14 protein-coding genes and 3 tRNA genes are annotated in these 13791 nt (G+C 61.4%); 1 reads left to right on the forward strand and 16 read right to left on the reverse strand.

Annotated elements, in window-relative coordinates; genetic code table 11:
• Positions 1–32: 32 nt before the first annotated feature.
• Positions 33–2723 (reverse strand): pyruvate dehydrogenase (acetyl-transferring), homodimeric type, encoded by a 2691-nt coding sequence (gene aceE, locus C8E00_RS04635; protein WP_133695106.1) that lies wholly within the window; start codon positions 2721–2723, stop codon positions 33–35.
• 315 nt (positions 2724–3038) lie between these two features.
• A complete protein-coding gene (gene ampD / locus C8E00_RS04640; RefSeq protein WP_133695108.1) occupies positions 3039–3611 on the reverse strand; it encodes a 1,6-anhydro-N-acetylmuramyl-L-alanine amidase AmpD in 573 nt (190 codons plus the stop codon).
• 154 nt (positions 3612–3765) lie between these two features.
• Between ampD and nadC the strand changes: the two genes are divergently transcribed.
• Positions 3766–4620: a carboxylating nicotinate-nucleotide diphosphorylase gene (nadC, locus tag C8E00_RS04645; protein WP_133695110.1), complete on the forward strand. Its 855-nt coding sequence runs from the start codon at positions 3766–3768 to the stop codon at positions 4618–4620.
• Between the two features lie 24 nt (positions 4621–4644).
• Here nadC and nadA read toward each other — a convergent pair whose 3' ends face one another.
• The 14 genes from nadA to C8E00_RS04715 all read right to left on the reverse strand — a co-directional run bounded on the left by nadA (position 4645) and on the right by C8E00_RS04715 (position 13768).
• Positions 4645–5676, reverse strand: a complete 1032-nt coding sequence (gene nadA, locus C8E00_RS04650; protein WP_133695113.1) for a quinolinate synthase NadA — start codon at positions 5674–5676, stop codon at positions 4645–4647.
• Between the two features lie 214 nt (positions 5677–5890).
• Positions 5891–5965: transfer RNA gene (locus C8E00_RS04655), tRNA-Lys, on the reverse strand.
• Between the two features lie 34 nt (positions 5966–5999).
• Positions 6000–6074, reverse strand: a tRNA-Lys gene (locus tag C8E00_RS04660).
• Between the two features lie 56 nt (positions 6075–6130).
• Positions 6131–6205: transfer RNA gene (locus tag C8E00_RS04665), tRNA-Lys, on the reverse strand.
• A gap of 68 nt (positions 6206–6273) precedes the next feature.
• Positions 6274–7134 carry a 23S rRNA pseudouridine(2605) synthase RluB gene (gene rluB, locus C8E00_RS04670; RefSeq protein ID WP_133695115.1) on the reverse strand — a complete coding sequence of 287 codons (861 nt, stop codon included), beginning with the start codon at positions 7132–7134 and terminating at the stop codon, positions 6274–6276.
• A complete protein-coding gene (gene scpB, locus C8E00_RS04675; RefSeq protein WP_133695118.1) occupies positions 7131–8021 on the reverse strand; it encodes an SMC-Scp complex subunit ScpB in 891 nt (296 codons plus the stop codon). Before scpB ends, rluB begins: the two co-directional genes overlap by 4 nt.
• A complete protein-coding gene (locus C8E00_RS04680; protein ID WP_424948536.1) occupies positions 8018–8932 on the reverse strand; it encodes a segregation and condensation protein A in 915 nt (304 codons plus the stop codon). The genes scpB and C8E00_RS04680 overlap by 4 nt, the downstream gene beginning before the upstream one ends.
• Positions 8933–9046: 114 nt before the next feature.
• Positions 9047–10162, reverse strand: a complete 1116-nt coding sequence (gene pqqE / locus C8E00_RS04685) for a pyrroloquinoline quinone biosynthesis protein PqqE (RefSeq protein WP_133695123.1) — start codon at positions 10160–10162, stop codon at positions 9047–9049.
• Positions 10159–10440, reverse strand: a complete 282-nt coding sequence (gene pqqD, locus C8E00_RS04690) for a pyrroloquinoline quinone biosynthesis peptide chaperone PqqD (RefSeq protein ID WP_133695125.1) — start codon at positions 10438–10440, stop codon at positions 10159–10161. The genes pqqE and pqqD overlap by 4 nt, the downstream gene beginning before the upstream one ends.
• Complete coding sequence (pqqC, locus tag C8E00_RS04695) at positions 10437–11204, reverse strand: pyrroloquinoline-quinone synthase PqqC (protein WP_133695127.1); 768 nt, start codon at positions 11202–11204, stop codon at positions 10437–10439. The genes pqqD and pqqC overlap by 4 nt, the downstream gene beginning before the upstream one ends.
• Positions 11204–12103, reverse strand: coding sequence for a pyrroloquinoline quinone biosynthesis protein PqqB (gene pqqB / locus C8E00_RS04700; protein WP_133695130.1), 900 nt, complete (start codon positions 12101–12103; stop codon positions 11204–11206). Before pqqB ends, pqqC begins: the two co-directional genes overlap by 1 nt.
• Positions 12104–12110: 7 nt before the next feature.
• Positions 12111–12188 carry a pyrroloquinoline quinone precursor peptide PqqA gene (pqqA, locus tag C8E00_RS16860; protein ID WP_083831125.1) on the reverse strand — a complete coding sequence of 26 codons (78 nt, stop codon included), beginning with the start codon at positions 12186–12188 and terminating at the stop codon, positions 12111–12113.
• Between the two features lie 204 nt (positions 12189–12392).
• Positions 12393–13070 carry an MOSC domain-containing protein gene (locus tag C8E00_RS04710; RefSeq protein WP_133695132.1) on the reverse strand — a complete coding sequence of 226 codons (678 nt, stop codon included), beginning with the start codon at positions 13068–13070 and terminating at the stop codon, positions 12393–12395.
• On the reverse strand, positions 13067–13768 hold the full coding sequence (locus C8E00_RS04715; protein ID WP_133695134.1) for a glutamine amidotransferase: 702 nt from the start codon (positions 13766–13768) through the stop codon (positions 13067–13069). Before C8E00_RS04715 ends, C8E00_RS04710 begins: the two co-directional genes overlap by 4 nt.
• Positions 13769–13791: the final 23 nt, after the last annotated feature.

A 13791-nucleotide genomic window follows, 5' to 3' on the forward strand; every position in this document is an offset into this window, starting at 1 on the left:
GATGGGACCCTCAGGCCCAAGACATCAGCGGCTCAAGACACCAGCGGGCTGGGCTTGGCCGGATCGATGCCGTATTTCTTCATGGCATCGTTGACGACCTTGGCGTCGACCTCACCGCGGTTGGCCAGCGCACGCAACGCCTGGATGGTCACGTAGTAGCGATCGACTTCAAAGAAACGCCGCAACGCTTCACGCGTGTCGGAACGGCCGAAACCATCGGTTCCCAGTACATGGAAGTCACTCGGTACCCACGCACGAATCTGATCGGCGTAGAGCTTCATGTAATCGGTCGATGCGATGACCGGCCCCTCGACGCCCGAGAGTTGCTGTGACACCCACGGCTTCTCACGCTTTTCATCGTAGTCGAGGAACTGTAGCCGGTCGTACTCGAGCGCTTCGCGACGTAGCTCGTTGAAACTGGTCACGCTCCACACGTCGGCGACCACGTCGTGCTCTTCCGCCAGCATCTCGGCGGCGGCCTCGACTTCGCGCAGAATCGTGCCGCTGCCCATGAGCTGGACGCGTGGCTGTTTCTTGCGACCGTCCTTCTTGCCTTCCTGCAGCAAGTACATGCCGCGAACGATGCCTTCCTCGCTGCCCTCCGGCATCTCCGGGTGCGGGTAGTTCTCGTTCATCACGGTCAGGTAGTAGAAGCAGTTTTCCTTGTCCTGGAACATCCGCTTCAGCCCGTCCTGCAGGATGACCGCCACCTCGTGGCCATAGCACGGGTCGTAGGCACGGCAGGTCGGCACGGTCGACATCAGGATATGGCTGTGACCGTCCTGGTGCTGCAGGCCTTCGCCGTTGATGGTGGTGCGCCCGGCGGTACCGCCGATCATGAAGCCACGTGCCTGCAGATCACCGGCGGCCCAGACCAGGTCGCCGACACGCTGATAGCCGAACATCGAGTAATAGACGTAGAACGGAATCAGCGGCAGATGGTGGTTGGCATACGCCGTTGCCGCCGCGATCCATGCGGAGATGGAACCGGCTTCAGTAATGCCTTCCTCGAGGATCTGGCCTTTCTGATCCTCGCGGTAGTACATGATCTGGCCGGCATCCATGGGCTCGTACTTCTGCCCTTCGGCGGCATAGATGCCGAGCTGACGGAACATGCCTTCCATGCCGAAGGTACGCGCTTCGTCGGGAATGATCGGCACCACACGCGGGCCAAGCTGCTTGTTCTTGACCAATCCGTTCAATACGCGCACGAAGGACATGGTGCTGGACACTTCGCGGTCGCCGGAGCCCTTGAGCTGCGTAGCGAACATCTTGTCGTCGAGCCCGGGAATCTCGAGCGCGTCGAAGTCGTTCTTGCGCGCCGGCAAGAAGCCGCCGAGCTTCTCGCGCTGGAGATGCAGATACTTCATCTCCGGGCTGTCGTCGTCCGGCTTGTAGTACGGAATGTCCCCGCTGTCGATCTGCTTGTCGGAGATCGGAATGCCGAACCGGTCGCGGAACGCCTTGAGAGCGTCGGTATCCATCGACTTGATCTGGTGGGCTTCCATGTCGGCTTCGCCGCTGCCGCCGCCCATGCCATAGCCCTTGACGGTGTGCGCCAGGATCACGGTGGGTCGGTTGCCCGCGTTGTTGACCGCTTCATGGTAGGCCGCATAGACCTTCTGCGGGTCGTGGCCACCCCGGTTGAGACGGAAGATCTGCTCGTCGGAGTAGTCCTTGACCATCGCCGCGGTTTCTTCGTACTTGCCGAAGAAGTGCTCGCGGGTATAGGCACCGCCCTGCGCCTTGTAATTCTGGTACTCGCCGTCGACCGCCTCGTCCATGCGTTTTTGCAGCATGCCGTTGGCGTCTTGCTCGAACAGCGGGTCCCACTGACCGCCCCACACGACCTTGATCACATTCCAGCCGGCACCGCGGAAGACACCTTCCAGCTCGTCGATGATGCGCGAATTGCCGCGTACCGGACCGTCGAGACGCTGCAGGTTGCAGTTGATGACGAAAATCAGATTGTCGAGCTTCTCCCGGCTCGCCAGGTGTAGCGCGCCGAGGGTTTCGGGCTCGTCGCACTCACCGTCCCCCAGGAATGCCCAGACCTTGCGATCCTGCATGTCCTCGAGCTCGCGCGAATGCAGGTATTTCATCACGTGGGCCTGATAGATCGCCTGGATCGGCCCCAGTCCCATGGAAACCGTAGGGAACTGCCAATAATCCGGCATCAGGTACGGGTGCGGATAAGAAGGCAGCGCGTTGCCATCGACTTCCTGACGGAAGTTGTCCATCTGTTCTTCGCTCAGACGGCCCTCGAGGAAGGAACGCGCATAGATACCTGGCGTGACGTGCCCCTGGATATACAGCAGGTCGCCCTTATGGTCGCCGTTATCCGCACGGAAGAAGTGGTTGAAGCCCACTTCGTACAAGGTGGCACTGGACTGATAACTGGCGATATGACCGCCCAGGCCCTTGTGCTTCTTGTTGGCGCGCAGCACCTGCACCATCGCATTCCAGCGGATGGCCGAGCGAATCTTGCGCTCGATGAACATGTCACCGGGCATCTTGGCTTCACGATGCATCGGGATCGTGTTGCGATGCGGCGTGGTCCCGGAAAAGGGAGGTGAAGAGCCATCGCGACGCAGACGATCCGCCAAGCGGCTCATGATATACCGAGCGCGCTCTTCGCCCTCATGCTCGATGACCGAGGCCAAGGAATCCAGCCATTCCGTGGTTTCGATCGGATCGAGATCGTTTCTTGCCTCCAGACTCATAGACGTCTCTCCGAATGAAGATTGTATGTCGGTCATGGCCCGTCTACGCATCGCGATGGGGCCTGTGGCGCTCTTCAGTGCGGGCGCGACCTTCTTTGGGTCGTGTCTCCGGGGAAAACTTTCTGTAATTTCCTTACAGCGGGGCGTGCAAGACGCACGAATTCAGCCACGAAGATACCGCAAACGTTGTCTGCTGCCAATTCGATAGGTCGCAAGCGGCCTGCAAAATGCTTATGGCCCATGCCGCCATGACCAGGATCAGGGGTATAGGACAAAGGTTGACATGATGTAGTGAATTTACACGCACGACGCGCGTCATGACGTTGCGTATGGCAGGGCATCCAGGCAGCGACGAAAATAGGCCCAATCGAAGGCCGGCCCCGGATCGGTCTTGCGCAGCGGCGCGACATGCGCGTGACTGGTCACGCGTTCGAGACTCAAGGCCGGATAGTGCTCACGCAACGCCATAAACACACGTGCCAAGCACCGATACTGTGCGTCGCGGTAGGCATGAACCTCATCGCCTTCCAGCTCGATGCCGATACTGAAGTCATTGAGCTCACGGCGCTCGCGCTGACCATCCCACCAGCGCGAGCGGCCTGCGTGCCAGGCACGCTTGTCGAACCCCACGAACTGCACGATGTCACCGTCGCGACGAATCAGCACGTGGGCCGAGACCCGCAGAGAGTGAAGCGTAGCAAAGTAGGGATGCGCGGCCGGATCGAGACAGTTGGTGAACAACCGTTCGATGGCATCGCCGCCGAAACGTCCCGGGGGCAGACTGATGGAGTGCAGCACCAGTGCCGACACTTCGCCTTCGGGGCGTCTATTGTGATTGGGCGATTCGAGGTGTCGCGCTGACGCCAGCCAATGATTGTCGACCCGCATGACGACTCCTGTCTCTTTGGGACGTACTTGTCGGGGCGTACTTGTCGGGGCGTACGCTTCGCAACGCGTTCGGATAACGAGCCCACCCCTGACCGACGCCCCATGAACCGGATATAATCCCCCTATTGTCGCACATCAAAGAAAGGCGCCCGACATGCAATATCGCGAAGCCCTCGCGGAGGAGATCCGCACCAGTGCTGCCCGTCTGCTGGCAGAGGATGTCGGCCCCGGCGACATCACCGCACAGTTGATCCCTGCCAAGCAGTGGGCCTGGGCACGCGTCGTGGCACGTGAAGACGCAGTGCTGTGCGGGGTGGCGTGGGTCGATGAGCTTTATCGGCGCCTCGATCCGAGCGTCAAGCTCACCTGGCACGCCGCCGATGGCGATGCCCTCGCGCCGGATCAGGTCTTCCTCGAACTGGAAGGCCCCGCCCGCAGCCTGATGACCGGCGAACGCGCGGCCCTCAACCTGCTGCAGACACTCTCGGGAACGGCGACGCGCACGCGTCATTACATCGCGCAGGTGGCAGACACCGGCGTGGCATTGCTGGATACGCGCAAGACCCTGCCCGGACTACGCCTGGCACAGAAATACGCCGTCACCTGCGGCGGCGGCCATAATCACCGCCTCGGGCTGCACGACGCCTTCCTGATCAAGGAAAACCATATCGCCGCCTGCGGCGGCATCGTCAAAGCCGTCACCGCGGCGCGCCGCATCGCCAGCGACCTGCCGGTGGAAGTGGAAGTGGAGTCGCTCGACGAGCTGGACGCCGCACTCGAGGCTGGCGCCGACACCATCATGCTCGATAACTTCGATCTCGAGACGCTACGCGAGGCAGTCGCACGCACGGCCGGACGCAGCCGCCTGGAAGCCTCCGGCAATGTCAGCGAAGCAACGCTGCGCGATATCGCCGATACCGGGGTCGACAGCATCTCTATCGGCGCGTTGACCAAGGACCTCGAGGCCGTCGATCTCTCGATGCGCGTGGTGCGTACCGAGACACGCTGACCACCTGCGTGGCGGCCGCATCATTCAACGTCCGAAGGCAAGCATTCGTTCCAGAGGCTTGAGGGCCTGCTGGCGCAACGCCGCCTCGATGTGAATCTCACCACCGCCGTCACTCAAGACACGCTCGAGGCGGTCCAGATCATTCATCGCCATCCACGGGCAGTGCGCGCAGCTCCGGCAGGTCGCGCCATTGCCTGCCGTGGGCGCCTCGAACAGCGTCTTGTCCGGCACCGCTTGCTGCATCTTGTAGAAAATACCGCGATCGGTGGCCACGATCAGTCGCGACTGATCGAGCGCTTGTGCCGCCTTGATCAGCTGCGAGGTCGATCCGACCACATCGGCCAGTTCGATCACTCCCGCCGGCGACTCGGGATGCACCAGTAACGCGGCGTCGGGATGGACTTTCTTGAGATCCTTCACGCCCTGGGCCTTGAACTCCTCGTGCACGATACAGGCGCCATCCCAGAGCAGCATGTCGGCGCCGGTGCGTTCACGGATGTAGCGCCCCAGATGCTTGTCCGGCGCCCACAGGATCTTTTCGCCGCGAGCCTGAAGGTGCTCGATGACCTCGACCGCGATCGACGAGGTCACCACCCAATCCGCGCGCGCCTTGACCGCCGCCGAGGTATTCGCATAAACCACGACCGTACGCTCGGGATGCGCGTCGCAAAAAGCCGCGAATTCATCCGCTGGACAGCCGTCATCCAACGAGCAGGTCGCCGCCAGCGTGGGCATCAGCACGCGTTTTTCGGGGGACAGGATCTTGGCCGTCTCCCCCATGAAGCGCACCCCGGCCACCACCAGCGTCGTCGCCGGATGCCGGGCACCGAAGCGCGCCATCTCCAGGGAATCGGCCACGCACCCGCCGCTTTCCTCGGCCAACTGCTGAATGGCATCATCGGTATAATAATGCGCCACCAAGGTGGCATGGCGCTCACTCAGTAAACGCTTGATCGTTTCAGTCTGCGCAAGCACCGAGGCGCTAGGGGCGGCCGGAGAATACGCCCGAGCCAGCGGCGAGGCCGCTGCGGTCGTTTTTGGTGTCATGATCGTCATCGTGTCTACCACTGTGACTGGCAGGGGCTCCCCCTGCATAACGAGAAGCGTCGCGCCGCGATCTCTTCGCGGACGCATCGCACCCGAGGTCATGGTACTGCTCGTCAGCACCTGCTTTCCAGCATCGTGGCCACGTCGATACCGCCATGAGGTGCCATGCAAAAGGGGCACCAGAACGCAAAAACCCCGCCTCGAGCGAGACGGGGTTGAATGCTGGTGGGTCGTGTAGGATTCGAACCTACGACCAATTGGTTAAAAGCCAACTGCTCTACCACTGAGCTAACGACCCATAATCTGCCCACGTGGGCAGTCTAAGGCGGCAATGGTGGGTCGTGTAGGATTCGAACCTACGACCAATTGGTTAAAAGCCAACTGCTCTACCACTGAGCTAACGACCCGCCGCCGGGTCTTCGAGACAGACCATCGCACCACGTCATTCAATGACGTGCGTCGATGGTGGGTCGTGTAGGATTCGAACCTACGACCAATTGGTTAAAAGCCAACTGCTCTACCACTGAGCTAACGACCCGTCCCGACAGGGCGCACATAGTACTGATAACGCTCGACATTGACAAGATTTTTTTGCCGGGAAGCCGCTCACCGCGAGCGTCGAGAGTTCTTCGGCTTGCGCATGGCATTGACCGGACGACGCTTGTTCTTGTCTCGGCTCCAACGGTTCTGCTCGTCGGGCGTCAACTCGGGCACCTTGCGCGCCGGCAGACCCGCCAATTGAGACAGATCGTCGATCTCTTCCTGGGACAGCTCGACCCATTCACCCGCCTTGGCACGCTTGTCGAGGAAGATATTGCCATAGCGAACTCGCTTGAGGCGGCTCACCGTGAGCTCTTGCGACTCCCAAAGACGACGTACCTCGCGGTTGCGCCCCTCGAGAATCACCACGTGAAACCAGGTGTTGATGCCTTCGCCGCCGAATTCTTGCACATCGGTGAAGCGTGCCGGGCCATCTTCGAGTATCACCCCCTCGGTCATGGCGGTCACGTGCTCTTGGCGAACGGTACCCATCACGCGCACGGCGTATTCGCGCTCGACCTGCGTGGCAGGATGCATCAAGCGGTTGGCGAGTTCACCGTCGGTGGTGAACAGCAGCAACCCGCTGGTATTGATATCCAGACGCCCGATAGCGATCCAGCGCTCGCCCTTGAGGCGCGGCAAACGATCGAAGACAGTACGCCGCCCCTCCGGGTCGCGACGCGTGCATAACTCGCCCTCGGGCTTGTTGTACATGATGACGCGCCGCGGCACTTCATCAGCGTCGCGCAGATTGACGGGACGCTCATCGAAGGTGACCCGGTCACGCGTCTCGATGCGATCACCCAATGTGGCGACCTGGCCGTTGACCTTGACGCGGCCATCGGTGATGGCGGTTTCCATCTCGCGGCGCGAGCCGAAGCCTGCGCGGGCCAGCACCTTCTGCAATTTTTCGGTAGGCGTGTTCATGAATCGAACGTGGTCTCGTCTGTTGAATGTTCCGCGTCCGCCGCGTCAAAAGCGTGGGCGTCGCCCTCGTCAGGCGACGTCTCGGCTTCTTCTTCGCGTCGGCGGGCGCGTTCGGCCAGGCGAGCTTCGAGTTCTGCAAAGCTCACGCCCGACCGCTCGGACGCCTTCCCGGCGTGCTGATCGTCGGCCGTCCCGGCCGTCGTTGTTTCTATCGCATCTGGCTCGCCCTCGGATGGCGACATTACCTGCGACGCCTCCTCGGTCGATGCCGTATTCTCGGCGTTGTCGGCGTGACTGTCACGAACCGATGAGTGCTCCGCCTCTTCGCCTCCCAACGCTTGTTCGAAACGCGTCTCGAATTCTTTGAGCTCGTGCATCGGCGGCAAGGCATCGAGCGTCTTGAGGCCGAAGTCATCGAGAAAGGCACGCGTGGTGGCATAGACCGAGGGACGTCCCGGCACATCACGCTGCCCCACCACGCGAATCCATCCCCGCTCGGTCAAGGTACGCATGATCGAGCTGCTGACCGAGACCCCGCGCACTTCTTCGATATCGCCACGCGTGACGGGTTGACGATAGGCGATCAGCGCCAAGGTCTCCAGTAGCGCGCGCGAATAACGTTGCGGCCTTTCGTCCCAGAGTCGCGAGATCCACGGTGAAAAGCGCGCACGGATGCGCACCTGAAAACCCGAGGCAGTCTCGATGAGCTCCAGGGCAGTGTGCTCGAGGCGCTCACCGAGACGCGCCAAGGCATCGCGCAGCTCACCGCGCGAAGGGCGCTCTCGCGCGTCGAACAGACTCTCCAGGCGCTCGGCGGTCAACGGTTCGCCGGCGGCCAGCAACGCCGCTTCGCAGACTTCGTCGAGAGACGTAGACGTCTCGTTCATCGGGGGTCCTCTTCGACATCGGCAAAGGCGCTTTCCCCGCCCTCGTCACCCTCCGTGCCGGCGGTGTCATCGACCGCCTCGGCCGCCAGCCGGGCACGCACATGAATCGGCGACAGCGGCGCGTTCTGCGCGATCTCGATCATCGCCTCTTTGGCCAGCTCGAGAATCGCCATGAAAGTCACCACCACCCCCGCGCGCCCCTCCTCGAGCGTGAACAGCGCCTCGAAGGGCACGTAACGCTGGCCGTCCAGTTGCTCCATGATCCTAAGCATGCGCTCGCGTGTAGACAGCACCTCGCGGCTGATCTGGTGCGATTGCTGAAAGTCGGCGCGCTTGAGCAGGTCCGACAGGGCATGCAAGAGTTCGTCCAGCTCGACGTCGGGATGGATCACACGCGTCTCCAGGGTCGGCAGCGCGGCCTGCGCCGCCACCCAATCACGCCCAGCGCGCGGCAGTTCATCCAGCCCTTCGGCGGCCAATTTCAACTGCTCGTATTCCTGCAGGCGGCGGATCAACTCGGCACGCGGATCTTCGGCCTCCTCATCTTCGCTCTTGGGCGGACGCGGTAACAAGGTACGCGACTTGATCTCCGCCAGCATGGCCGCCATCAGCAAATACTCACCGGCCAGATCGATCTCCAGCGCCCGCATCAGTTCGACGTATTCGATGTACTGATGCGTGATCGCCGCTACGTCGATGCCCAGGATGTCGAGATTCTGGCGCCGGATCAGGTACAGCAACAGATCCAGCGGCCCCTCGAAGGTCTCGAGAAAGACGCGCAACGCCTCGGGCGGAATGTAGAGATCTTCCGGCAACTCGGTGATGGGCTGATCGTGCAGGCGCGCCAACACCGCCGCTTGGGACGCGACCGACGCGGTATCGGCACTCACGGGCTCGGCGGTATCACTCACGCGTAACGCTCTCCTCGACTGCGCCTCACGGCGCGACCTTCGACAAACGCGCAGTGTAGCAAGCCCGCCGGGGAGCGAACACGCCCCCGTCATGCAAGATATGTCGATGGATCGTCAGGCGCCCTCGGTCGTACGCGCAAAACGCCGGTAGGTAAAGTCGGGCACGCCCAAGGCATCGCGCACCGCCAAGGTCTGCACCTCGTCATGGTAGGGCGATTTTTCGCACACTGGGTCCATCTGCGCGGCATCACCGGTGAGCATCAGCGCCTGACAACGGCAGCCGGCCCAGTCGATTTCCTTGCGCTCGCAGCTCTGGCAGATCTCGGGCATCCAGTCCGTGCCGCGATAGGCGTTGAAGGCCGGACTGTCGTACCAGATATCGCCCAGCGCGTGATCTGCAACATTCCAGAACGCCAGGTGCGGAATCGTCTCCGCCGCATGGCACGGCAACACCTTACCCGAGGGCGTCACATTGAGGGATTGGCGCCCCCAGCCGTTCATGCAGGGCTTGGGTAGGCGCGCGTGGTAATCCGGGACCACGGCGTCGATGACCAGACGCCCTTGCAGGCGCTCACGCCCAGCCTCAACCCGCTCGACAGCCTCCATGACCTGCTCGCGACTCGGCATCAGGGCGGCGCGATTGACCAGTGCCCAGCCATAGTACTGCGCATGGGCGATCTCCAGCCGCCGCGCTCCCAGTTCCACGGCCAGGTCCACGAAGTCGTCGATCTGATGCAGGTTGATGCGGTGGATCACCGCGTTCAGCGTCAGCGGCAGTCCGACGGCCGTCACCTCGGCGGCGAAGGCCCGCTTGCGCGCATGAGCGCCGGTCATGTTGGCGACGTGATCGGTCACCTCGGGCGTAGCGCCCTGAAACGACAGCTGGACGTGATCGAGGCCCGCCTCCGCCAGGGTCTCCAGCCGGGCACGGTCGATATTGACGCCCGCGGTGATCAGGTTGGAATACAAGCCCGCGTCCACGCAGGCCGCCACCAGCTCGGGCAAGTCGGGACGCAGCGCGGGCTCGCCGCCCGATAGATGGACCTGCAGCACGCCGAGCTCGGCGGCTTCGGCGAAGACCCGTCGCCAGGTCGCGGTATCCAGCTCGTGGCGGCGGCGCTCCAGGGCCACCGGATTGGAACAGTACGGGCACTGCAGGGGACAGCGATGCGTCAATTCCGCCAGCATCCCCATGGGCGGCTGCACGTCATGCGCTTGCGAATGTGTCATGCAACCTCCAGGACACGTTTCTCGACCAACCCAGCGAACATGGCCGTGACGTCCTGGGCGATGCGTTCGCGCGGCGCCTGATAGGTCTCGCACAGCCGATCGATGATCGTGCCGACGCTGCGTTCGCCATCCACCTGGCCGACCACGGCCTGCGCGATACCATCGAGCTGGAAGACGCGCTCGGGCGCCAGCAATACCCAGCCGCCCCGCCGTTTATCTTCACGCAGCCTGACGCCGCGCGGCAGGCGCACGATGTTGCTTTCCTGAATTGCCGTCATGACGTTCCCGTTTGCGCGTCGCCATCCCAGGCTCCGGGCGGCACGTGGCCGGGCGCGACATAGGCGTGATGCAAGGCGTCCAGTTGGGTCCACAGCACCTGGCATTTGAATATCAATGCCTCGAGCACCGCCTGCTGCTGATCCGGACGTTCGGCATGGCGCTTGACGTAGTCGAGCGCCATCTCCGCATCCCGCGGCGCCTGAGTCAGACGTGGCTCGAAATAGGCCAGCGTCTCGGCGGAGACGAAGTTGTAGTGCTTGAGCATGCCGCTGACCCGCTGACCGATCACCAGCGGTGAAAACAGCTCGGTCAACGACGAGGCAATGGCCTCCAGTACACTGCGCTCGCGCACGAAATGAAGGTAAGCCTCCACCGCAAAGCGCGTGGCCGGCAGAACCCGTCGGGCCGAGACCACCATTTCGCGATCCAGTTCCAGCCCGTCGGTGAGCTTCAGCCAGCGCGCGATACCACCCTCGCCCTCGACTTCACCGTCGTGATCCACCAGCCGGGTGCGCCACGCGCGGCGCAGCGCCGGATCGTCGAGACGCGCGATCAGCGAGGCGTCCTTGAGCGGGATCATCGACTGGTAGTAATAGCGATTGAGGGCCCATGCCTGGACCTGACGGCGATTCAGTTCGCCGTTTTGCAGCATGAGCTGGAAGGAATGGCGATGATGGTAACGCTGCTCGCCGATCGCTCGTAATCGTGCTTCCAGCTCGTCCGCGCTCATCGCCTCGTGGATCGGGGTTTCAATATCACTCATCAGCATTCCAGTTCCATGCCGTCGTGGGCGATCTCCCACCCGTGACGCCTGGCCTCCCGGCGCTCCGGGGAGCCGTCGATCAAGACCGGGTTGGTGTTGTTGATGTGAACGAAGACACGTCGTCCGATGTTCAGCGACGACAACGCGGCCATGCTGCCCGTCTCGCCGGACATCGACATGTGCCCCATGCGGCTTCCCGTCTTGTGGCCGACACCGGCGCGAATCATCTCGTCGTCACGCCACAGCGTACCGTCGAACAGCAACAGATCGGCGCCCTCGAGACGTGCCGCCAGGCGTTCGTTCATCGCGGCACAACCGGGAATGTAATAGGCACGCCGCGCGCCGACGCGAAACTCCACGCCCACGGTGGCCTCGCCTTCGCTGCCGATGTCGGGGTTTTCGCCCTCCAGATACAGCGCCGCCTTGCCGGGCACCGCGAATATGCGCGCCTCGAGCCCCTCGGCGAGCGTCAGAGTCTCTTCCAGTGCCACTTCGACACGTTCGACATGATCGGGAGCGAGAACGTTGAAGACCGGACTGTCGCGCAACGCGGCATGAATCTCCGACGTCGCGTGAAGACGATAGGGCGAACTTTCACGCAGACTCAGCAGACCGCCGACATGATCGACATCGCCGTTGGTCAGCAAGATCGAGGCGATCGGCGTGTCACGCTTCCCCTGACGCGGAAACAGCGCCGGGGTCCCGCGTATCTGGGTGAGCACCTCGGGGGCGCAGTTGATCAAGGCCCACGAGCGGCCATCGGCGCTCACGGCCAGGGAGGATTGGGTTCGCGGCGTGACGCGTGGATCGCCCGCCCACGCCAGCCGGCATACATCGCAACGACAGTTCCACTGAGGGAGGCCGCCACCGGCGGCCGCCCCGAGTACATGGATATACAACGCCGCCTCAGAATTCGGCGGGCATGTAGTCGTTGATTTCCAGCGCGATGCAGATTTCCGTCACTTCCGGGGTCATCCAGGCCATTTCCGTCTCTCCATCAGGGTGAATGTCACCGTTCCATCATAAACCGTTAGCGTGATTAGCGCATCTTCAACTAGCCATTGTCCGCTGCATCATCGGCCTTGCGGTAGCGTCCCGCGTAGTCGAAGAGCTTATCGCGGATCTGCCAATGAATGGCATGGCCACTCCTATCCACGTGGCAGGCAACATCGAGCTAAGCATAGCTGACTACCGACTATAGAGGCGGGGGTTCCAGTTTTCGACTTGGCGCTTTTGCAGCCTTTTCGACGCGATCTTGCGCCACGAGTCGGATAAGCCTTCGAGACCGGCAATGACACTCAGAACATCAAAATTGAGAGTATCGACATAAAGTGAATGCCAGATACGGTATAATGTCCATTCTGGGCTTGGGCTATCCAGCTTGATCAGCGTATCACTACACCCCACCATCCCCGGCTCAAGCACTCTGTAGTACCATCCCGTACGACCGGAGTTCTGCAGTCGCAACGCCATATCCGAGACGCCAAAGCGTAAATTCAGCTTCCAACAGGGTTGCCGCCCCTGTGAAACTTGCAAAGTCGCCTCACCAAGACGAAAAATATCACCAACAGCGACCGTATGTTCCAGTAAGCCTATTGTGGATAAGTTCTCACCAAAAGCTCCCGCTGAGCGCAACACAGATAGGTTGCCGAGTTCGTGTTGCCAAGTAGCGTAGTGTTCAAATGGATAATGATGAACCGCTTTCTCTACGCCGCCATGAAGCCGACGATCAGCTTGTTCATCAACCTCGAATCCTTCCCAACCCAAGTAGCAGGCATCTGTCATGGGCGTTTTGGCAATGGCACTGGTTTTGTCGCTGCCACTTAATAACGTAGCACGACCTGTCAGAACAGTTACCTGAGTCATGAAGAGAGTCCTGCTAGCCAATCTCGTAGTAGCTTCTGCCCCGCCTCTTTGAGCAGAGAAGCACTTAGAAGAGCTTGCTGACGCAGATTTTGAGGTGAGATATTCGCTCTTGCCAGCTCAAGCGTATGGCCGATCAACCACCGCTCGAAGCCATCTGCCTCCACTTCCGGATGAAACTGTAAGCCCATCAGCGTATTCCCCACGCTAAATCCCTGAACCGAGCAAACATCCGTCGCAGCCAGAACCGTTGCCCCCTCAGGCAACGTAAAGCGCTCACCATGCCAGTGAAGTACTGGCACCCCCTCAAGATGCTTCAACGGCCCTAAGTAACCGGCAGATGAAAGTGAAAGCGTCTTGAAGCCAATTTCCACTCGTGGCTGAGGCAGGACTTCTCCACCTAAAGCTTGAGCCATCAGCTGCGCTCCTAGACAAATTCCGAGCGTAGGCATGCCCAGCTCCAAACGCTTACGCAAGAATCGCTGGGTTTCGCAAAGGAAAGGATAACCCAGCGTATCGTTAACACTGATTGGGCCACCTAGAACTATCACCAAGTCCGGAGCCAAGGGGTCGCGATTATCAAGCTCGACAACGCCGTTATCTATGTATTCCAAGGTATAGTCGGCAGACTCAAGAACACTTTTCCAGTGCCCAAGATCCTCGAATGAGACATGGCGCAGTATGAGTGCAGTGCGAGACATGGAAGCGATCCATTGCGAATTTG

Source organism: Chromohalobacter marismortui (assembly GCF_004364315.1).
In the GTDB taxonomy this organism is placed as follows: Bacteria; Pseudomonadota; Gammaproteobacteria; order Pseudomonadales; family Halomonadaceae; genus Chromohalobacter; species Chromohalobacter marismortui.